19 protein-coding genes are annotated in these 17,866 nt (G+C 72.6%); 10 read left to right on the top strand and 9 right to left on the bottom strand.

The window, feature by feature from the left end; genetic code table 11:
• Positions 1–11: 11 nt before the first annotated feature.
• From ACIRFL_RS22245 to ACIRFL_RS22230, 4 genes are all read right to left on the bottom strand, one after another.
• On the bottom strand, positions 12–425 hold the full coding sequence (locus ACIRFL_RS22245; RefSeq protein WP_404030921.1) for a VOC family protein: 414 nt from the start codon (positions 423–425) through the stop codon (positions 12–14).
• A 119-nt stretch (positions 426–544) separates the two neighbouring features.
• Positions 545–1,354 (bottom strand): SAM-dependent methyltransferase, encoded by an 810-nt coding sequence (locus tag ACIRFL_RS22240; protein ID WP_404030919.1) that lies wholly within the window; start codon positions 1,352–1,354, stop codon positions 545–547.
• 43 nt (positions 1,355–1,397) lie between these two features.
• Complete coding sequence (locus ACIRFL_RS22235; protein WP_404030916.1) at positions 1,398–1,649, bottom strand: DUF397 domain-containing protein; 252 nt, start codon at positions 1,647–1,649, stop codon at positions 1,398–1,400.
• Positions 1,646–2,518: a helix-turn-helix domain-containing protein gene (locus ACIRFL_RS22230; RefSeq protein ID WP_404030914.1), complete on the bottom strand. Its 873-nt coding sequence runs from the start codon at positions 2,516–2,518 to the stop codon at positions 1,646–1,648. Before ACIRFL_RS22230 ends, ACIRFL_RS22235 begins: the two co-directional genes overlap by 4 nt.
• 311 nt (positions 2,519–2,829) lie before the next feature.
• Between ACIRFL_RS22230 and ACIRFL_RS22225 the strand changes: the two genes are divergently transcribed.
• Positions 2,830–3,276, top strand: coding sequence for an ATP-binding protein (locus ACIRFL_RS22225; RefSeq protein ID WP_404030911.1), 447 nt, complete (start codon positions 2,830–2,832; stop codon positions 3,274–3,276).
• A 221-nt stretch (positions 3,277–3,497) separates the two neighbouring features.
• Here ACIRFL_RS22225 and ACIRFL_RS22220 read toward each other — a convergent pair whose 3' ends face one another.
• Complete coding sequence (locus ACIRFL_RS22220) at positions 3,498–3,704, bottom strand: ferredoxin (RefSeq protein WP_404030909.1); 207 nt, start codon at positions 3,702–3,704, stop codon at positions 3,498–3,500.
• 31 nt (positions 3,705–3,735) lie between these two features.
• On the bottom strand, positions 3,736–4,953 hold the full coding sequence (locus tag ACIRFL_RS22215; protein WP_404030907.1) for a cytochrome P450: 1,218 nt from the start codon (positions 4,951–4,953) through the stop codon (positions 3,736–3,738).
• Between the two features lie 196 nt (positions 4,954–5,149).
• Between ACIRFL_RS22215 and ACIRFL_RS22210 the strand changes: the two genes are divergently transcribed.
• The 6 genes from ACIRFL_RS22210 to egtD all read left to right on the top strand — a co-directional run bounded on the left by ACIRFL_RS22210 (position 5,150) and on the right by egtD (position 11,285).
• Positions 5,150–5,644 carry a MarR family winged helix-turn-helix transcriptional regulator gene (locus tag ACIRFL_RS22210; RefSeq protein WP_404030905.1) on the top strand — a complete coding sequence of 165 codons (495 nt, stop codon included), beginning with the start codon at positions 5,150–5,152 and terminating at the stop codon, positions 5,642–5,644.
• Between the two features lie 154 nt (positions 5,645–5,798).
• Positions 5,799–6,245, top strand: a complete 447-nt coding sequence (locus ACIRFL_RS22205; protein ID WP_404030902.1) for a type II toxin-antitoxin system PemK/MazF family toxin — start codon at positions 5,799–5,801, stop codon at positions 6,243–6,245.
• 648 nt (positions 6,246–6,893) lie between these two features.
• Positions 6,894–8,237, top strand: coding sequence for an ergothioneine biosynthesis glutamate--cysteine ligase EgtA (gene egtA / locus ACIRFL_RS22200; RefSeq protein WP_404030900.1), 1,344 nt, complete (start codon positions 6,894–6,896; stop codon positions 8,235–8,237).
• Positions 8,234–9,550, top strand: a complete 1,317-nt coding sequence (gene egtB, locus ACIRFL_RS22195; RefSeq protein ID WP_404030897.1) for an ergothioneine biosynthesis protein EgtB — start codon at positions 8,234–8,236, stop codon at positions 9,548–9,550. The genes egtA and egtB overlap by 4 nt, the downstream gene beginning before the upstream one ends.
• On the top strand, positions 9,550–10,326 hold the full coding sequence (egtC, locus tag ACIRFL_RS22190) for an ergothioneine biosynthesis protein EgtC (RefSeq protein WP_404030895.1): 777 nt from the start codon (positions 9,550–9,552) through the stop codon (positions 10,324–10,326). The genes egtB and egtC overlap by 1 nt, the downstream gene beginning before the upstream one ends.
• A complete protein-coding gene (egtD, locus tag ACIRFL_RS22185) occupies positions 10,323–11,285 on the top strand; it encodes an L-histidine N(alpha)-methyltransferase (RefSeq protein ID WP_404030892.1) in 963 nt (320 codons plus the stop codon). The genes egtC and egtD overlap by 4 nt, the downstream gene beginning before the upstream one ends.
• Positions 11,286–11,315: 30 nt before the next feature.
• Here the strand turns inward: egtD and ACIRFL_RS22180 are convergent, their stop codons facing one another.
• A complete protein-coding gene (locus ACIRFL_RS22180; protein WP_404031032.1) occupies positions 11,316–12,572 on the bottom strand; it encodes an extracellular solute-binding protein in 1,257 nt (418 codons plus the stop codon).
• A 257-nt stretch (positions 12,573–12,829) separates the two neighbouring features.
• Here ACIRFL_RS22180 and ACIRFL_RS22175 point away from each other — a divergent pair, with 257 nt between their 5' ends.
• The gene (locus tag ACIRFL_RS22175) at positions 12,830–13,045 is read left to right on the top strand and encodes a dodecin (RefSeq protein WP_404030889.1); all 216 of its coding nucleotides are present in this window, start codon (positions 12,830–12,832) and stop codon (positions 13,043–13,045) included.
• A 37-nt stretch (positions 13,046–13,082) separates the two neighbouring features.
• Here ACIRFL_RS22175 and ACIRFL_RS22170 read toward each other — a convergent pair whose 3' ends face one another.
• Positions 13,083–13,571: a hypothetical protein gene (locus ACIRFL_RS22170; RefSeq protein ID WP_404030887.1), complete on the bottom strand. Its 489-nt coding sequence runs from the start codon at positions 13,569–13,571 to the stop codon at positions 13,083–13,085.
• Positions 13,572–13,806: 235 nt separating this feature from the next.
• Here ACIRFL_RS22170 and ACIRFL_RS22165 point away from each other — a divergent pair, with 235 nt between their 5' ends.
• Positions 13,807–14,820 carry an LLM class flavin-dependent oxidoreductase gene (locus ACIRFL_RS22165; RefSeq protein WP_404030884.1) on the top strand — a complete coding sequence of 338 codons (1,014 nt, stop codon included), beginning with the start codon at positions 13,807–13,809 and terminating at the stop codon, positions 14,818–14,820.
• 15 nt (positions 14,821–14,835) lie between these two features.
• Here ACIRFL_RS22165 and ACIRFL_RS22160 read toward each other — a convergent pair whose 3' ends face one another.
• The gene (locus ACIRFL_RS22160) at positions 14,836–17,310 is read right to left on the bottom strand and encodes an ATP-dependent Clp protease ATP-binding subunit (RefSeq protein ID WP_404030881.1); all 2,475 of its coding nucleotides are present in this window, start codon (positions 17,308–17,310) and stop codon (positions 14,836–14,838) included.
• A 157-nt stretch (positions 17,311–17,467) separates the two neighbouring features.
• Between ACIRFL_RS22160 and ACIRFL_RS22155 the strand changes: the two genes are divergently transcribed.
• Positions 17,468–17,659 carry an antitoxin gene (locus ACIRFL_RS22155; RefSeq protein ID WP_404030879.1) on the top strand — a complete coding sequence of 64 codons (192 nt, stop codon included), beginning with the start codon at positions 17,468–17,470 and terminating at the stop codon, positions 17,657–17,659.
• Positions 17,660–17,866: the final 207 nt, after the last annotated feature.

Here is a 17,866-nt window from a genome sequence, read left to right as displayed (position 1 = left end):
CAGTGAGCGGGTCAGCTCCGCGGCTGTGCGATGTCGACCATCCAGGGCACGCCGAAGCGGTCCGTGCACATGCCGAAGACATCGCCCCACATCTGCTCCTCCAGCGGCAGGGACACCGTGCCGCCGGCGGACAGCTTCTCCCAGTACCCTCGCAGCTCGCTGTCGTCGTCGCCGCTCACGCTCACCGCGAAGGCGCTGCCGACGGTGTGGTCGAGGCCGGCCGGGGCGTCCGCTCCCATCAGGGTGAACCCGCTCGGGGTCTCCAGCATGGCGTGCATGATGCGGTCGGCGCCCGGGGCGTCCGGCTCCCCGAATTCGCCGTACGTGCTGACGGTCAGGGTGCCGCCGAAGACGTCCCGGTAGAACTCCATCGCCTGCCGGGCGTCGCCGCTGAAGCTGAGGTAGGGGTTGAGGCGCATGGCCATGGGAACCTCCGGCACATGAGTGGGCGGTCACTGGCTCGCACCGTAACGCGGACCACCGGCGACGGCCCGCCGAGGGCGTCCCCGGACCCGCCGGCGACGCCCCACAGCCGTCCCCGCGGCTACGCCTTGATGCCCACGCCCGCCCAGAGGCTGACCTCGGCGTCCGTGAGCGCCTGGGCCGCGTCGGCGGGCCGCCAGCGGTGGCCGACCGTGATGCCCGGGTCGATCAGGTCGAGCCCGTCGAAGAAGCGGGCGACCTCCTTCTGGGCGCGGAACTGCACCGGGGTCCCGGCGTTGGTGTAGATCGCGGTGACCTTCTCCCAGGTGGCGGGGTCGAAGTCGGGCGTGCAGTGACTCAGGGCCAGCGCGCTGCCGGCGGGGAGTGCGTCGAGGAAGCGGTTCACTATGCCGTACGGGTCCTGCGCGTCGGTGATGAAGTGCATCAGCGCGTTCAGGGACAGCGCGACCGGCTGCTCGAAGTCCAGCACCTCGGCCAGTTCCACGGCCGCGAGCAGGGACTCCGGGTCGTTGACGTCCGCCTCTATGTAAGTGGTGCGGCCCTGCGGGGTGCTGCGCATCAGGCGCTCGGCGTACTTGAGGACGAGCGGGTCGTTGTCGGCGTAGACCACCCGGGCCTCGGGGACCACGGACTGAGCGACCTGGTGCAGATTCGGCTCGGTGGGGATGCCGGTGCCGATGTCGAGCCACTGCCGGATGCCGTGCTCCCGGGCCAGCACGCGGGTCGCCCGGTGCATGAAGGCCCGGTTCTCCCGGGCGCACACGAAGATCCCGGGGTAGGCGTCGGCGACGGCCTCGGCGGCCCGCTTGTCGACCTCGAAGTGGTCCTTGCCGCCGAGGTAGTAGTCGTACATCCGGGCCGAGTGCGGCCTGCTGGTGTCCAGGTCCCGGCCGGCGTGGCTGTTGTTCATCCTGTCCCTTTCGGAGTGTGCGTCGGTGTACCGGCGGGCCGGTTCAGCCGACCGTGAGGTGGTCGGCCATGCCTTGTTTGACCCCGCGGACGAAGGCGCTGATCTCCTCGGGTGTGTAGATCAGCGCGGGTCCGGCCGGGTCGGTCGACTGGCGGACGGCGACCCGGCCGTCCGCGAGTTGCTTCGTCTCCACGCACTGACCGCCGTTGGGCCCGCTCCAGGGGCGCTCCCAACCCTGCTCGCCCAGCTCCAAGGCCGGCATCCCGTTGTAGACAGTGTTGTCGGTGGTGGTCATGAGTACTCCTTGCGCATGCGGTTCAAGAGCACCTTGCTGTCCTCGGACGAGGTCAGCAGTGACATGCGGGTGTGCGCCTCCAGGTGGGCGACCACGTCCTCGCGTTCGTCCAGGTACATCGAGGCGGACAGGATCTCGCTGTAGACGATGTCGGGCAGTTCCGGTTCCTCGAACCGGAAGTAGGTGAAGGGAGCGCACGCCCCGACGTGGGCGCCGGCGGAGAAGGGCACGATGTCGATGCTGACGTGGTCGAGTTCGGACGCCTCCAGGAGCCGGTCGATCTGCTCGCGCATCACCTGGGGACCGCCGACCGCCCGGTGCAGCACGGCCTCCTCCATGACCACCCACAGGGTGGGCGCGTCCGGCTTCTCCAGCAGGCCCTGGCGGCGCAGCCGCAGGTCGACGCGGCGCTCCAGTTCCTCGTCGCTGCCGTTGGGGATGCCGCCGCGCAGGACGCCGCGCGCGTAGGCGGGCGTCTGGAGCAGGCCGGTGACGTAGTGGGGTTCGTAGGTGCGCAGGGTCTTCGCGCCGGTCTCCAGACTCACGTACGCCGTGAACCAGTTGGGCAGCACATCACGGTAGGCGTGCCACCAGCCGGGCTCGTTGGCCCGCTCGGCCATGGCGACGAACTCGTCTATCTCCTGCCGCCCCGCACCGTACGTCTCCAGCAGCTTCTCGACGTAGAGCGGTTTGAGGGCGACCTCGGCCTTCTCCAGGCGCCGGATCGTCAGCGGCTTGACCCGCAGCGCCCTGGCCGCGTCCTCCAGCGAGGCGCCCGCCTGCTGCCGCATGTCCTGCAAGCGACGGCCGAGGATCATGCGCAGGACCGTGGGTGCGCTGGTTCCGGTGCCGGACCTGCCTTCGCTCACGTCCTACCTCCTGAAGAACCGTCACTCATACGAGTCTGACAGTGACTTGGAGAGAACGCCAGACCGATACCGTCTCGCTGAAATTATCAGAGAGTCGGTTGCAGCATGAAGTGAGTGCCGAGCATAGTTGACCGTGTGAGCGAACTCGCCGCAGCTGTGGTGTGCCGTCAATTTCTGTTGACCAGACGGAAGTTGACGCCTCGGGCATTCGGAAGACCACGGGTCACCCCCTGAACGCGCCCCTCGCCCATGGGGTTTCCCGTAGCTGACCAGGCCCCGCCCGCGCCCGTCCCCCTTGGAAGGCGATCTCCGTGACCCCCCACACGACATCCACCGTCCACCGCGGCACCGCCCATGCGCCGCACCGTGAGTACTGGTTCGGCCTCCCGGCGCTGCGCACCAGCGTGAAGGCCGCGCGCGACACCGTGCGCGAGCGGCTGTGCGCCTGGCGGGTGCCGGGCGACCTGTGCTGCGACGCCGTACTGCTGGTGTCCGAGCTGACCACCAACGCGGTCATCCACACGGACAGCACCCGTTTCCTGTGCGGCATAGCGCTGGCCGGCGACGAGTGTCTGCGCATCGAGGTGCACGACGACGACCTCACCGCCCGCCGTCCGGCCGGGCGCAGGCCCGGCCCCCGCGACGAGGGCGGCCGGGGCCTGCTGCTGGTCCACCAGCTCGCCGCGGCCTGGGGAGCCGACCGCTCACCCCGAACCGACGGCACGGTGGTCTGGGCAGACCTACGCACCAACGCCTGACCGCCCCCGAGGCGCCCGAAGGGGCGCGGGGAACTGCGCGACCAGCCACAATGGCGCCGCAGACAACCGACTGCACAGCACCGCAGCACATCCAGCGGAGCGCTCGGGCAGCGACGCCAAGGCCGAAGGCCGGGAAACTTGGGGGGTCTTCCCGGCCGGCCCGGCGTCGGCCGGTGACCAGTCGAACCACCGGCGGGCAAGTGCGTCGTACTCCGGTCGGCTCAGGTGTCCGGGGCGTCGGTCACCGTGATGGCGCCCGCCGGGCAGACGGCCGCCGCCTCGCGCACGGACGCGTGCCGGTCCGGCGCGGGCAGCGCGTCGAGCAGGACGACGACGCCGTCGTCGTCGCCCTGGTCGAACACCTCGGGCGCGGTCAGCACGCACTGCCCCGCACCGCAGCAACGGTCTCGATCCACGCTGACCTTCACGGGCGGTCCCCTTCCTTCGGGTGCGGTCCGCTCACCAGTCCACCGGCACCGCGCTCAGTCCGCCCACCAGAAGCCCCTGGACGCGCGGCAGTTCCTCGGCGGGCACCGCCAGCCGCAGGGTGGGCAGCCTGCGCAGCAGGACCTCCAGGGCGACCTGGAGTTCCGTACGGGCCAGGGCCTGCCCCAGGCAGGAGTGCGGCCCGGCGCCGAAGGTCAGATGCGGGTTCGGGGACCGGGTGAGGTCCATCCGGTCGGCGTCGGCGAAGGCCCGCTCGTCCCGGTTGGCCGCGGGCATGCTGCACACGACGGTGGTGCCGCTCGGCAGCAGCTCCCCGTCGATCTCGATGTCCTCGGTGAGGTGCCGCCGCATGCCGAAGCCGAGGTTGGCGTCGAACCGCAGCGACTCCTCCACCGCGGTGCGCACCAGGGAGGGGTCGGCCAGCAGCCGCTCCCACCGGCTGCGGTCGGCCAGCAGCATGGAGACCATCTTGCCGATCATGTTCGCGGTGGTCTCGTGGCCCGCGACCAGCAGGCCCATGCCGGTGGCGATGAGTTCCTGGTCGGTCAGCCCCTGACCGTCCGCCCCGCTCTCCTTGATCAGCATGCCGAGCAGGTCGTCGCCGGGCCGCGCCCGGGTCGCCTCGATGTGGGCGGACATGTACGCGATGAAGTCGTCGTGCGCCGCCCTGGTGTGCTCGCCGGAGAAGCGGGTGACGTTCAGGAAGGCGTCGGACCAGTGGGAGAAGCGGTCGCGGTCCTCGGCGGGCACGCCCAGGATGTCGCAGATGACGTAGACGGGCAGCGGGAAGCCGAGACCGGCCTTCAGGTCACCGGGCCGGCCGCGCCGGATCATGTCGTCGACGAGGTGTTCGGCGGTGCGCACCATCCCGGGGCGCAGTGCCGTCATGCGCTTGGCGGTGAAGTACTTGCCGACCTGGCGCCGCCACCGCTGATGGGGCTCGCCGCGGTCCGGCAGGGTCAGCGCGCCGTCGCCGTCGGCCGCGGGGCCGCCCACACCCTCGGGGGCGATACGGGCGGCGCCGTCCCCGGCCTTGGGCCGGGTGAAGCGGGCGTCGGTGAGGAGTGACTTGACGTGGTCGTAGCGGGTCAGATAGGCCGCCCGGTCCCCGCTGGGGAGTTCGACGGTGGCCACCGGGCACTGCCGGCGCAGCCGTTCCCATACGGCGGGGGGCTCCAGGGGGCTGTCGGTGGGCAGGGGCAGACGAAGGACCTGGTCGTCGGGGCGCATCCGGTTCTCCTCGTGGGGGTGGGAGATTCAGGGCGGGGGTGGAGTGGGGGTGTGGCGCGCAGACGCGCATGCGGTCACGCACGGGACGCTACTGTCATCGTGCATCATGCATCAAGTGTGCATGATGCACTTCTTCTCGCATGGCGTGTTTCCACCGTAGGGTGAGCCGACGGTCGCGGGGGACGGAGGAACCGGCGTGGACGCCCGAGAGGCAGGGGAACGCATCGAGCGGGAGCTGCTGATACTGACGCGCCACCGGGACATGCCCTCGCCCCGCGGTGTGCGCGGCGGCGACGAGCTGGACCGCAGCGCGTACGTGCTGCTCAGCAGGCTGGAGGCACAGGGCCCGATGTCCGTGCCTGACTTCGTCGAGGCCTTCGGGCTCGCCGCGTCGACGTTCACCCGGCAGACCTCCGCCCTGCTGCGGCAGGGGCTGGTGGAGCGGACGCCCGACCCGGCCGGCGGGATGGCCCGCAAGTACCGGATCACCGAGGAGGGTCTGCGGCGTCTGGCCGTACAGCGCGCGGTCATGACCGACGGTCTCGCCCGGGTCGTCGCCGAGTGGACACCCGAGCACCGGCGGCGCTTCATCGCGGACCTGCGCCGGTTCAACGCGGACATCGAACGCCTCACCCACCGCCCCTGGCCCAGAACCGACTCCCCCCGACCCGCCGCCGTCGAACTGCCCTGACAGGGGGTTCCGGGCCGCCGGCCCCGGCAGCTCGACGGGAACCGGGCCCGGCGGCTCACCGGGGAGCTGATCGGGACGGCCCCGGCGGCTCACCGGGAAGCGGGCCGGGTCCGGCCCCGCGCGGGTCCTCCGGGGGACCCTCTAGGGTTCCCCCGTGACTGCCTTTACCGATGAAGACGTCCCGGGCCGCTACGGCCCCTCCGCCACCACCGAGGCCGACCCCCGCAAGGTGGGCCGGGTGCGCACCGAGTACGCGCCCGCGCACGACGGCGACCCGGACCCCGGGGAGATCGTATGGACCTGGGTGCCGTTCGAGGAGAACGACGGTCGCGGCAAGGACCGGCCGGTGCTGGTCGTGGCCCGCGAGGCGGCCGGCACCCTGCTGGCGGTGCAGCTGTCGAGCAAGCGGCACGACGGCGACCGGGAGTGGGTGGCGATAGGCAGCGGGCCGTGGGACCGCTCGGGACGGGACTCCTGGGTGGACGTGGACCGGGTACTGCGGCTGCACGACGAGGGCATGCGCCGCGAGGCATGCGCCCTGGACCGGATGCGCTTCAACCTGGTGGTGCACCGGCTGCGGGAGCGCTACGGCTGGCACTGAGCCTGACCTCCCCGGCGTCCTGCGCCGCAGGCCTGTGTGCCGGTGTTCGCCACCCGGATGGAGGTATCCCCCGCTCGAACGAAGCCGGGAGCCTGGGGGACGGCCGGGGCGGCGTTCAGGACGGCGACCGGCGCGGCGGCCGGCCGGGCCGCGGTCCGGAGGCTGCTCTCGCCCGTGACCTCGACGAACGTGTCCGCGGGCGGGGCCTGGGGCACCTGACCCGGCCCCGGCCCGCGCATCCGCGTGCCGCGCCGCGCCGCGCGGCACGATCGCCGCGGCCGGCGCGGCCTCGTGTCCCGCGGGTGCGCGAGAGGCCCCGGCCGCCACGATCCGCTCCGGCCGCCGCGCCGTGGCACGCAGGCGCGCGCTCACGCCGCCCCCTGCGGGCGTCCTGAACGCGCGCCGTGCGCTCTCCCCCGCCGTGCTCATGCACGGATCGTGGGTGATGCTGGTGCTGCGGTGCAACGGGGTTTCCCCGGGCCCGGGAACGCGCTGGAATCGCCCACGGTAACGGAGGTGACCGATCCGGAACGTCCGGTTGCGCACCCTTGTGCGATTCACTCCCAGGGTCTTGGGTGGGACGAGTGCCCGCCCGGCCCCACCGGAATCCGGGCCGGTGGCATGGTGGAATCTCAGGAGGATCCCGACATGTCGGATGCATCTACCGCTTCGGCGAGCGACTGTACGGCCCCCCGTACCGCCCTCACCGAGGCCGAGGTCGAAGCGCTCGTCCGCGGCATCTGCTTCAAGACGGGCCCGCCGCGCGCCCTCGGCGTGGAAGTGGAATGGCTCGTCCACGAGCTGCGCACACCGCAGCTCCCCGTGACACCCGAACGACTCGAAGCGGCCTACGCCGCACTGCGGTCCGTGCCCCTGAGGTCGGCGCTCACCGTCGAGCCCGGCGGCCAGCTGGAGCTGAGTTCGCCGCCCGCCGCCTCGCTGATGGAGTGCATCGGCACCGTCTCCGCCGATCTCGACGCCGTCCGCGCGACCCTGCGCCGCGACGGCCTCCAGTTGGTCGGCCTCGGCCACGACCCCTGGCACCCGCCGCGCCGTTTCCTGCGCGAACCCCGCTACGACGCGATGGAGGCGTGCCTGGACCGGACGGGTCCGGCCGGCCGGCACATGATGTGCGCCTCGGCCTCCGTCCAGGTGTGCCTGGACGCCGGCCACGAGGAGCCCGGACCGCTCGGCCACGGGCGGCGCTGGTGGCTCGCGCACCAGTTGGGTCCGGTCCTGGTGGCCGCGTTCGCCAACTCGCCGCTGACCGGGCGGCGGCCCACCGGCTGGCTCTCCACGCGGCAGCTGCTGTGGATGGAGATCGGGCCGGGCCGGGCCGGCGCGCCCCCGCCGGGCGGCGAGCCGCGCGCCGCCTGGGCCCGGCACGTCCTGGACGCGCCGGTGATGTGCGTACGCCGCGACGGCGGCCCCTGGACGGTCCCCGACGGACTCAGCTTCCGCGACTGGACCCGCTCCCGCACGCCCCGGGCGCCCACCCGGGAGGACCTGGACTACCATCTGACGACCCTGTTCCCGCCGGTCAGACCGCGCGGCCATCTGGAGCTGCGCATGATCGACGCGCAGCCGGGCGAGGACGGCTGGATCGTGCCGCTCGCCGTGACGGCCGCGCTCTTCGACGACCCGCAGGCCGCCGAGACCGCTTATCGGGCCGTGAAGCCCCTGGCCGAACGCTCGCTCGCGCTGCCCGCGCCGCACAACCCGGTGTGGCTGGACGCGGCACGCTACGGCCTCGGCGACCCCGAACTGCACGAGGCGGCGGTCGGCTGTTTCACGGCGGCCCTCGAGGCCCTGCCCCGGCTCGGCGCCACCACCGAGGTCATGGACGCCGTCGCGGCGTACCACGACCGCTATGTCCGCCGGGGCCGCTGCCCCGCCGACGACCTGCTCGACGCACTGCGCGCCCCGGACGGGCGGACCCGGCTCCGCCCGATGCACACGCACCCCGCTCACGGGAAGGACTTCCCCGCATGACCGCCCCCGAGATGGACGGCGAGGCCGTCCGCGACCGCGCGCTGGCCTCGCTCACCCGGGCCCGCACCCGCACCACCCTGCTGACCGGCTGTGTCGAGGAGCCCGACCTCGTCGCACAGCACTCGCCGCTGATGTCCCCGCTGGTGTGGGACCTCGCCCACATCGGCAACCAGGAGGAGCTGTGGCTGCTGCGGGCGGTCGGCGGGCGGGAGGCGATGCGCCCGGAGATAGACAGCCTGTACGACGCTTTCGAGCATCCGCGCGCCGAGCGTCCCACGCTGCCGCTGCTGCCGCCCGACGAGGCCCGCCGGTACGCGGCCGAGGTGCGCGGCCACGCCCTCGACCTGCTGGAGAGCACCGCGTTCCACGGGAGCCGGCTGACCGAGGCGGGCTTCGCCTTCGGGATGATCGCCCAGCATGAACAGCAGCACGACGAGACCATGCTGATCACCCATCAGCTGCGCACGGGCCCGCCCGCCCTGACCGCGCCCGACCCCGCCCCGGCGCCGCCGTTCGACGGGCCGGCCGAAGTCCTGGTCCCCGGGGGCCCGTTCACCATGGGCACCTCCACCGAACCATGGGCGCTGGACAACGAACGGCCCGCGCACCGGCGCGAGGTGGCGCCCTTCCACATCGACACCGCCGCGGTGACGAACGCCGCGTACCAGGCGTTCATCGAGGACGGCGGCTACACCGACGAACGCTGGTGGGCGCCGGCGGGCTGGGCGCACATCCGCCGGCACGGCATCGTCGCCCCGCTGTTCTGGCACCGCGACGGCGGGCAGTGGCTGCGCCGGCACTTCGGTGTCACCGAGGTCGTACCGCCCGACGAACCGGTGCTGCACGTGTGCTGGTACGAGGCGGACGCGTACGCGCGCTGGGCCGGGCGGCGGCTGCCCACCGAGGCGGAGTGGGAGAAGGCCGCCCGGCACGACCCCGTCCAGGGCCGCTCGACACGCTACCCGTGGGGCGACGCCGACCCGACGCCCGAGCACGCCAACCTGGGCCAGCGCCATCTGCGGCCGGCCCCGGCCGGCAGCTGTCCGGCCGGTGCGTCGCCGCTGGGCGTGCACCAGTTGATCGGCGACGTCTGGGAGTGGACGGCGAGCGACTTCCTGCCCTACCCGGGGTTCACCGCGTTCCCGTACAAGGAGTACTCGGAGGTGTTCTTCGGGTCCGACCACAAGGTGCTGCGCGGCGGTTCCTTCGCGGTGGACCCGGTGGCCTGCCGGGGCACGTTCCGCAACTGGGACTACCCGATCCGGCGGCAGATCTTCGCCGGGTTCCGCACGGCCCGCTCGGGAGACGTCTGATGTGCCGGCACCTGGCCTATGTGGGTCCCGAGGAATCGCTCGGCCGGCTCCTGGTGGACCCGCCGCACGGCCTGTACCGGCAGTCGTGGGCACCGCGACGGCAGCGCTCCGGGACGGTCAACGCCGACGGTTTCGGGGTGGGCTGGTACGCGCCGGGCGACCCGGTGCCCGCCCGCTACCGGCAGCCCGGGCCGATCTGGGCCGATCCGTCCTTCGCCGACCTGGCCCGGGTCGTGCGCACCGGCGCGCTGCTCGCCGCGGTGCGCGACGCCACTCTGCCGGGCGCGGACGGCGCGGCCGCGGCGGCGCCGTTCGCCGGGGACCGCTGGCTGTTCAGCCACAACGGCGCCGTGGCCGGGTGGCCCGCGGCGGCGGCGCCGCTGGTCCCCGGCCTGCCACCGGTGGAGATGCTGTCGCTCGAGGCGCGCACCGACTCGGCGTTCGTCTGGGCGCTGCTGCTGCACCGGCTGCGCGCGGGCGAGGACCCCGGCCTGGCGCTGACCGGCACGGTCCGTGAGCTGGCCGAGGCGGCCCCGGCCTCGCGGCTCAATCTGCTGCTGACCGACGGCGCCGCCGTGCTGGCCACCGCCTGGGGCGACACCCTCTGGTACCGCACCGGGCCGGGCGGCGGCACCGTCGTCGCCTCCGAGCCGTACGACGACGATCCGCGCTGGTGTGAGGTGCCCGACCGCACCCTGCTCCGGGCGGACCGCGCCGAGGTCCGGCTCAGCTCGCTCAAGGACCCGGCACCCGCACCTAAGGAGCCTTGCACGTGACTCCCCTGCACGTCACCCGCACCCTCCCGGAGGACGCCACGGACGCGGCGCTGCGCGCCGACGTCCGCCGCGGCCTGACCGCCGACCCCAAATCGCTGCCGCCGAAGTGGATCTACGACGCGCGGGGCAGTGAGCTGTTCGAGCGGATCACCGAACTGCCCGAGTACTACCCGACGCGCGCCGAGCGGGAGATCCTGCTCACCCGGGCGGACGAGATCGCCGCCGCGACCCGGGCCCGCACCCTGGTCGAACTGGGCTCGGGTTCCTCGGACAAGACCCGGCATCTGATCGACGCCCTCACCGACCTGCGCGTCTACGTCCCGGTGGACGTCAGCGAGAGCGCGCTCGTCGGGGCCGGCCGTGCCCTCGTCGAGGAACGGCCGGGGCTCGCCGTGCACGCCCTGATCGCGGACTTCACGGCCGGGCTGACCCTGCCGGGGACGCCCGGCCCGAGGCTGCTGGCCTTCCTCGGCGGCACGATCGGCAATCTGCTGCCGGCCGAACGGGCCGCCTTCCTGGCCTCGGTGCGGCGGCTGCTGTCGCCGGGCGACTCCCTGCTCCTCGGCACGGACCTGGTCAAGGACGAGCGGACCCTGGTCCGGGCGTACGACGACGCGGCCGGGGTGACGGCCGCGTTCGACAAGAACGTACTGGCCGTCGTCAACCGTGAGCTGGGCGCCGACTTCGATCCGGACGCGTTCGACCATGTGGCGCTGTGGGACGCGGAGAACGAGTGGATCGAGATGCGGCTGCGGGCCCGCACGGCCCAGACCGTGAAGATCCCCGCGCTGGACCTCGCCGTGGACTTCGCGGCGGGCGAGGAGTTGCGCACCGAGGTGTCGGCGAAGTTCCGCGAGGCCGGGGTGGCCGCGGAACTGGCCGCCGCGGGACTGGAGTCGACCCACTGGTGGACCGACACGGAGGGCCGCTTCGCATTGTCGCTGAGCACAGCGCGCTGAGACCGGGAGCGACGGGACGGCGAGGGGCCCTCACCCGAGGCCCGGGGTGAGCGCCTCGGTGATCCGTTCGGAGGCGCGGCGGGCCTCGGTCTGCGGGTCCGCGCCGCCGAGCACCCGGGTCATGTACTCCTTGATCGGGTTGTCGGCCTCGACCGCGGTCCACTGCGGTGTGTTGGGGGTCGCCCGGCCGTGTGCGGCACCGGCCGCCATGGCGGCGACCCCCTCCGCGCCGTCGACGGCGCTCGCCAGCGTCGTCTTGTTGGGCACGTAGTTCATGGTGCGGGCCAGTTCGGTGTTCCACTTGGCGCCGGTGAGCGCGGCGACGACGGCCACGGCACCGTCCGGGTCGTCGGTGTTCTGCGGCACGATCAGGTCGGAGCCTCCGGTGAACACGGACCCGGGCCGGTCGGCGCTCCGGCCGGGCACCGGGAAGTAGCCGAGCTTTCCCTTGAGTTCGGGGTTCTGCTGGAGGATGGTCTGGGTGAGCCCGGGCACGGCCACGATCTGCGCCACCTTGCCGTCCGCGAACACGCCGGCCTGCGGCGGGTGTTCCTCGTCGGCGTCGACGGGGCCGGCCCCGAGCGCCTGGAGCCTGCGGTAGAAGTCCATGCCGCGCAGCGCGACCGAGGTGTCCAGGGTGCCCCGCCACAGGCCGTCCGTCTCCTCGGCGAGTTCACCGCCCTCGTCCCAGATGAACCCGGAGAGCGTGTACCAGTCCTGGCCGGCGAGGTAGATGCCCTGGTTGCCGCCCGTGTTGAGCTTCTCGGTGTCCGTAAGCCACTCGTCGCGGGTCCTGGGCGGCCGGCTGATGCCGGCCTGCTCGAACAGGTCCTTGCGGTAGATGACGACCCGGTTGGCGGCGTACCAGGGGATGCCGAACTGGCGGGAGCCGTCCTGGCCGGGTTCGGCGAGGCCGGGCAGCCAGTGGCGCTTGTCCCAGTCGCGCATCGACTCCAGCGTCAGGTCGGTCAGCCGGCCGCCCTCGACGTACTGCGAGACCTGGGTGTTGCCGACCTCGATGACGTCGGGACCGGTCCCGGAGTCCGCCCTGAGCGCCTTGTGCACCTTGTCGACGATTCCGGTCCATTCCTGGACGCGGAACTCGAGGCGGATGTCCTCGTGGCCGCGCTCGAAGTCCTCCTTGAAGCGGTCAAGGAAGTCCTGCGAGGCGCTGCCCTTCATCAGCCACACGGTGACCGTGTGGCGCTCGCCGCCGCCCGGCAGCAGGCCGCAGCCGACGGCGAGGAAGGCGGACGCACAGCAGAGGGCGAGCAGACGGCGTCGCACCGGAACCTGTCTCACGAGGGGTCCTGTTCTGTCTGACGGACAGGGGGAAGGGGCCCGACGTGGGGGGACGAGCGGTGGCTCGTACGGGTGTGCTGATTTTGGTATGGACCAATGCGGGGGTCAAGTACTACCCGGAGGTACGGACGCGACGCCTCGCGCCCCGCCGCCGCATACGGCACGGTGGAGTGACGCGTGCCACACCGACCGCACGGCACGCGTCGCTCATCCAGCGCCGGCCGACAACGTACGGAGCACCCATGTCCCACCACACCTACCGGGTCACCGAGATCGTCGGCACCTCGCACGAAGGCGTCGACCAGGCCATCCGCAACGGCATCGCCCGCGCCGCACAGACGCTGCGCAACCTGGACTGGTTCGAGGTGACGCAGGTCAGGGGCCAGATCGAGGAGGGGCGCGTCGAGCACTACCAGGTCGGCCTGAAGGTGGGGTTCCGCATCGAGGACGACGACTGAGACCCCGCCCGCGCCGTCGGCCCGCCGACGGCGCCGCTCAGGTGCGGCCCTCCCGCTCCTGGGCGTCCGCCAGCGCCGCTGACCGGTCCGCCCAGCGGGCGCGCACCACGGTGAATCCGGCCCGCTCGGCGTCGTCGCACACCAACTCGTCGTCGTCCACGAGGACGCGGACCTCACGGTCGCCGGCCAGCCGGCGCAGCATCTCCAGCTTGGTGAACCGGGCGGGCCTGCGGTCGGTACGGGAGCGCATGAGAAGCCGGCCCTCCGGCAGCCCCTGAGCGGCGAGCCAATCGAGCGTGTCACGCCGGCAGCGCTCGGGCCGCCCGGTCAGATAGACGATGTCGCACTCCCCCGCGCTCTCCTTGACCAGCGCCACGCCCTCGGCGATCGGCGGGTCCTGCGGCGCGGCGGCGAAGAACCCGTCCCAGTCACGCGGCCTGCCCTCCAGAAACCGCTGCCGGTGCGCGGTGTCAGCAAGGGTGTTGTCAAGATCGAACACGGCCACCGGCCGCCCACCACTGTCCATCACCCACCTCACCTTAAGGGGCGCGGGGAACTGCGCGAGCAACCACACTCACCCCGCACACCCCGACGACGCTGAAGCGATCCGGCATCGCGGGCCCAGGGGCGCGGGGAACTGCGCGAACAACCACAACGCACCCGCACACTCCGACGGCGCTCAAGCCACCCGCCGCTGACGGCCAAGGCCGGCGCCGGCCAGCCGACGGGAATCCCGGAGCCCCCACCGCGTTGACACCCATGTGAGCCCCCTGATCCACACAACCCGCTTCTCCGTCCTCGACCGCTCCCGCACCCGCGAGGGCCACCCGCACGCCGAGGCGCTGCGTGACACCGTCGCGCTGGCCCGGGAGCTGGAAGCGCTCGGCTACCACCGCCTCTGGGTCTCCGAGCACCACGGCGTCCCCGGCGTCGCCGGCTCCGCGCCGACGGTGCTGGCCGCGGCCGTGGCCGCCGCGACCCGCACGATCCGGGTCGGCACCGGCGGTGTGATGCTGCCCAACCACCAACCCCTGGTCGTGGCGGAGCAGTTCGGCGTTCTGGAGTCGCTGTTTCCGGGGCGGATCGACATGGGCCTGGGCCGCTCCGTGGGCTTCACGGACGGGGTCCGCAAGGCCCTCGGGCGCGACAAGGACGCCGCCGAGGACTTCGCGGCGCAACTCGGTGAACTGCTCGGCTGGTTCAGCGGCGGCTCACCGACCGGGGTGCACGCCCGCCCGGCGGAGGGGCTGCGCGTGCCGCCGTTCGTGCTCGCCATGGGCGAGGGCGCGGGCATCGCGGCCCGCGCCGGGCTGCCCCTGGTCATCGGGGATCTGCGCGACCGCGAGCGGATGCTGCGTGGCATCGACGCGTACCGGACGGGTTTCCGGCCCTCGCCATGGGCGTCGCGGCCCTATGTGGTGATCTCGGGCACGATCGCGGTGGCCGGCTCCGAGGCGGCGGCGCGGCGGCTGCTCGTCCCCGAGGCGTGGTCCATGGCGTACTCGCGCACGCACGGCACCTTCCCGCCGCTGCTCCCGGCCGAGGCGGTGGAGGCCCGCGCCATGACCGCGAGGGAACGCGGCTGCTACGAGTCCGCCCTGAACGGTCATGTCGCCGGCACCGAGGACCAGGTCGGCAGCGAGCTGGAGACGCTGCTCAAGGAGACCGGGGCCGATGAGGTCCTGGTCACGACCAGCTCGTATGACCGTGCGGCCCTGCTCGACTCCTACCGGCGCCTGGCCCGGATCGTGCGCCCCGCGACCGCCCCCGCGTGATCCGCGGGGCGGCCGTCAGCCCACGGCCGCCGGCTTGTCGGCGCGGACCGTCACCGAGCCGCCGGCCACATCCACCACGGCCCGGTCGCCCGGGGAGAGCCCGCCGGACAGCAGCAGGTCGGCGAGCCGGTCGTCGACCTCGCGCTGGATGGTGCGGCGCAGCGGGCGGGCTCCGAAGTCCGGCTGATGACCGATGTCCGCGAGCAGCGCGGCGGCCTCGTCCGTGACCTCCAGGCCGACCTCCTGCGCGTGCAGCCGGCGCCGGGTGTGCTCGAGGAGCAGGTCGACGATCTGCCGCAGCTGGGCGCGGTCCAGTCCGCGGAAGACGATGATCTCGTCGATGCGGTTCAGGAACTCCGGCCGGAAGTGCTGGTGCAGGACCGGCATCACCGACTCGCGGACCTTCGGGTAGTCCTCGACGCCGGCGGCCAGGATCCGGTCGGCGCCGATGTTCGACGTCATGATGACCACCGTGTTCTTGAAATCGACCGTGCGTCCCTGGGAGTCGGTCAGCCGGCCGTCGTCGAGCAACTGGAGCAGTGTGTTGAAGACGTCCGGGTGCGCCTTCTCCACCTCGTCCAGCAGCAGCACCGCGTACGGCTGTCTGCGCACCGCCTCGGTGAGCTGCCCGGCCTCCTCGTGGCCGACGTATCCGGGCGGGGCGCCGACCAGCCGGGAGACGGTGTGCCGCTCCTGGAACTCGCTCATGTCGAGGCGGATCATGCGGGTGTCGTCGCCGAAGAGGGCGGCGGCCAGGGCGCGGGCCAGTTCGGTCTTGCCGACGCCGGTCGGGCCCAGGAACAGGAAGCTGCCCACGGGCCGGTTCGGGTCGCTCATGCCCGCGCGGGCCCGCCGGACGGCGCGTGCGACGGCGGTGATCGCCTCGTCCTGGCCGACGACCCGCTCGTGCAGGTGCTCCTCCAGCCGCATCAGCCGCTGCCGCTCCTCCTCGGTGAGCTGGGCCACGGGGATGCCGGTGGTGCGGGAGACGACCGCGGCGATGTCCTCGGCGGTGACCTCGGGGGTCCGTTCCTGCGCCTTGGCCGCCTCGGCCAGCCGGGTCTCGGCCTCCTTGATCCGGTCGCGCAGTTCCTTGGCGCGCTCGTACTCCTCGTCGGCGACCGCCTGGTCCTTCTCCCGGTTGAGCGCGGCGATCCGGTCCTCGACGTCCCGGGTGTCGGCGAGCGGAGTCTTCGCGCGCAGCCGCACCCGGGCGGCGGCCTGGTCCATCAGGTCGATCGCCTTGTCGGGCAGGAACCGTGAGGTGATGTACCGGTCGGACAGCTCGGCCGCCGCCACGACCGCCTCGTCGGTGATGCGCACCTGGTGGTGGGCCTCGTAGCGGTCCCGCAGGCCGTGCAGGATCTCCACGGTGTCGTCCACGGTGGGCTCGCCGACCAGGATCGGCGCGAAGCGGCGCTCCAGGGCGGCGTCCTTCTCGATGTGCCTGCGGTACTCGTCCACCGTGGTCGCGCCGATCAGGTGCAGCTCACCGCGGGCCAGGGCGGGCTTGAGCATGTTGCCCGCGTCCAGGGCGCCCTCGCCGCCCGAACCGGCCCCGACGACGGTGTGCAACTCGTCGAGGAAGAGCACGAGTTCGTCGCCGTGCTCGCCAACCTCGGCGAGCAGCTTCTTCAGCCGTTCCTCGAACTCGCCGCGGTATTTGGTCCCGGCCACCAGTCCGGCCAGGTCCAGGGAGACCAGCCGTTTGTCCTTGAGGGTCCGGGGCACGTCCCCGGCGGCGATGCGCTGGGCGATCCCCTCGACGATGGCGGTCTTGCCGACGCCGGGGTCGCCGATGAGGACCGGGTTGTTCTTGCTGCGCCGCGACAGCACCTCGATGGTCTGCTCGACCTCGTCGTCGCGGCCGATCACCGGGTCCAGGCGGCCCGCCCGTGCGTCCTCGGTGAGGTCACGGCCGTACTCGTCCAGGGTCGGCGTGTTGCTGGGCCCGCGCCGCTCGGCGGCGCTCTCCGCGGGCATCCGGGTCGGCTCCCAGCCGCCCTCCGCCAGCACCCGGCCGGCCGCCGACTCCGGGTTCGCGGCGAGCGCCCGCAGCAGGTGTTCGGGGCCGATGTACGAGGCGCCCTCGGCGCGTGAGAGCCGGTAGGCGTCGAGCAGGGCGCGTTTGGCGGCCGGGGTCAGGGTGGCGGGCTCGCTCTTCTCGCCGCTGCCCGCGGCGGTGCCGAGCCGTTCCCGGATGCCGTCGGGGTCCGCGCCGGCCTCGCTGATCAGGCGCCGGGTCGAATCATGCTCGGTGGCGGCGGCCAGCAGATGCCGGGCGTCCAGGTCCTCGCTGCTCTCCGCCGCCGCGATGTCCCGCGCCTGAGCGACCAGCTCGCGGGCCCGCTCCGACAGAAGGCTGCCGATGTCGACCCGCTGCACCCGCCGGGCGGGCGCGGCCCGGCCGGTCCCGCCGAAGAAGCGGGACATCAGCTCGTCGAACTCCTCGAAGGGGCTGCGTCCGAATCCGAATCCGGGAGTGGTCATCCTCGCGGGCCTTTCTGCGGCGGCAGGCATACCTCCGTCCAAACTGGCACATAAGGGACACTCCTGCATCCGTACGACCGCGCTCCGCCGAGATGCGAACCGCGTCCGGGCCGGTGAGTCTGGGAGAGAAGCCTCTATATCAGCTAGGAGGGTTGCCATGTCCCTCATGGACAAGCTCAAGGGCATGCTCAAGGGTCACGAGGACCAGGCGAGCAAGGGCATCGACAAGGCCGGCGACTACGCCGATGAGAGGACCGGCAACAAGTACCAGTCCCAGGTCGACACGGCGCAGCAGAAGATGAAGGACGAGCTGGGCGGCCAGGACAGGGACGTTCCTCCGCACCCGTAGATCAACTGTCACCGGTGCAGCCGACCGGCGAGGCGCCGGTGACCAGGGCAGCATGCGTCCAGCCGGGCACGTGCGCGGCCGGTTAGGCGGCACGGGCCAGGGAACGGCGGTCGCGATGAACCTGGCCGCCGGGGCCGGTCCTGTGCCGCTGGCCCGTGCGCCTTGCGCGGTCCGCCCGCCGCCACCAGGGTCAGGGCGAACCGGTCG

Origin of the sequence: Streptomyces sp. NPDC102462 (assembly GCF_044765425.1) — a bacterium.
GTDB lineage: Bacteria > Actinomycetota > Actinomycetes > Streptomycetales > Streptomycetaceae > Streptomyces.
This window is presented reverse-complemented; position numbering and strand designations above follow the sequence as displayed.

What these genes read in the sequence shown, in the direction of transcription:
- ACIRFL_RS22245 (WP_404030921.1), bottom strand. Translation starts at nt 425, where the DNA reads ATGGCCATGCGCCTCAACCCCTACCTCAGCTTCAGCGGCGACGCCCGG.
- ACIRFL_RS22240 (WP_404030919.1), bottom strand. Translation starts at nt 1,354, where the DNA reads ATGAACAACAGCCACGCCGGCCGGGACCTGGACACCAGCAGGCCGCAC.
- ACIRFL_RS22235 (WP_404030916.1), bottom strand. Translation starts at nt 1,649, where the DNA reads ATGACCACCACCGACAACACTGTCTACAACGGGATGCCGGCCTTGGAG.
- ACIRFL_RS22215 (WP_404030907.1), bottom strand. Translation starts at nt 4,953, where the DNA reads ATGCGCCCCGACGACCAGGTCCTTCGTCTGCCCCTGCCCACCGACAGC.
- egtA (WP_404030900.1), top strand. Translation starts at nt 6,894, where the DNA reads ATGTCGGATGCATCTACCGCTTCGGCGAGCGACTGTACGGCCCCCCGT.
- egtB (WP_404030897.1), top strand. Translation starts at nt 8,234, where the DNA reads ATGACCGCCCCCGAGATGGACGGCGAGGCCGTCCGCGACCGCGCGCTG.
- egtC (WP_404030895.1), top strand. Translation starts at nt 9,550, where the DNA reads ATGTGCCGGCACCTGGCCTATGTGGGTCCCGAGGAATCGCTCGGCCGG.
- ACIRFL_RS22175 (WP_404030889.1), top strand. Translation starts at nt 12,830, where the DNA reads ATGTCCCACCACACCTACCGGGTCACCGAGATCGTCGGCACCTCGCAC.
- ACIRFL_RS22170 (WP_404030887.1), bottom strand. Translation starts at nt 13,571, where the DNA reads ATGGACAGTGGTGGGCGGCCGGTGGCCGTGTTCGATCTTGACAACACC.
- ACIRFL_RS22160 (WP_404030881.1), bottom strand. Translation starts at nt 17,310, where the DNA reads ATGACCACTCCCGGATTCGGATTCGGACGCAGCCCCTTCGAGGAGTTC.
- ACIRFL_RS22155 (WP_404030879.1), top strand. Translation starts at nt 17,468, where the DNA reads ATGTCCCTCATGGACAAGCTCAAGGGCATGCTCAAGGGTCACGAGGAC.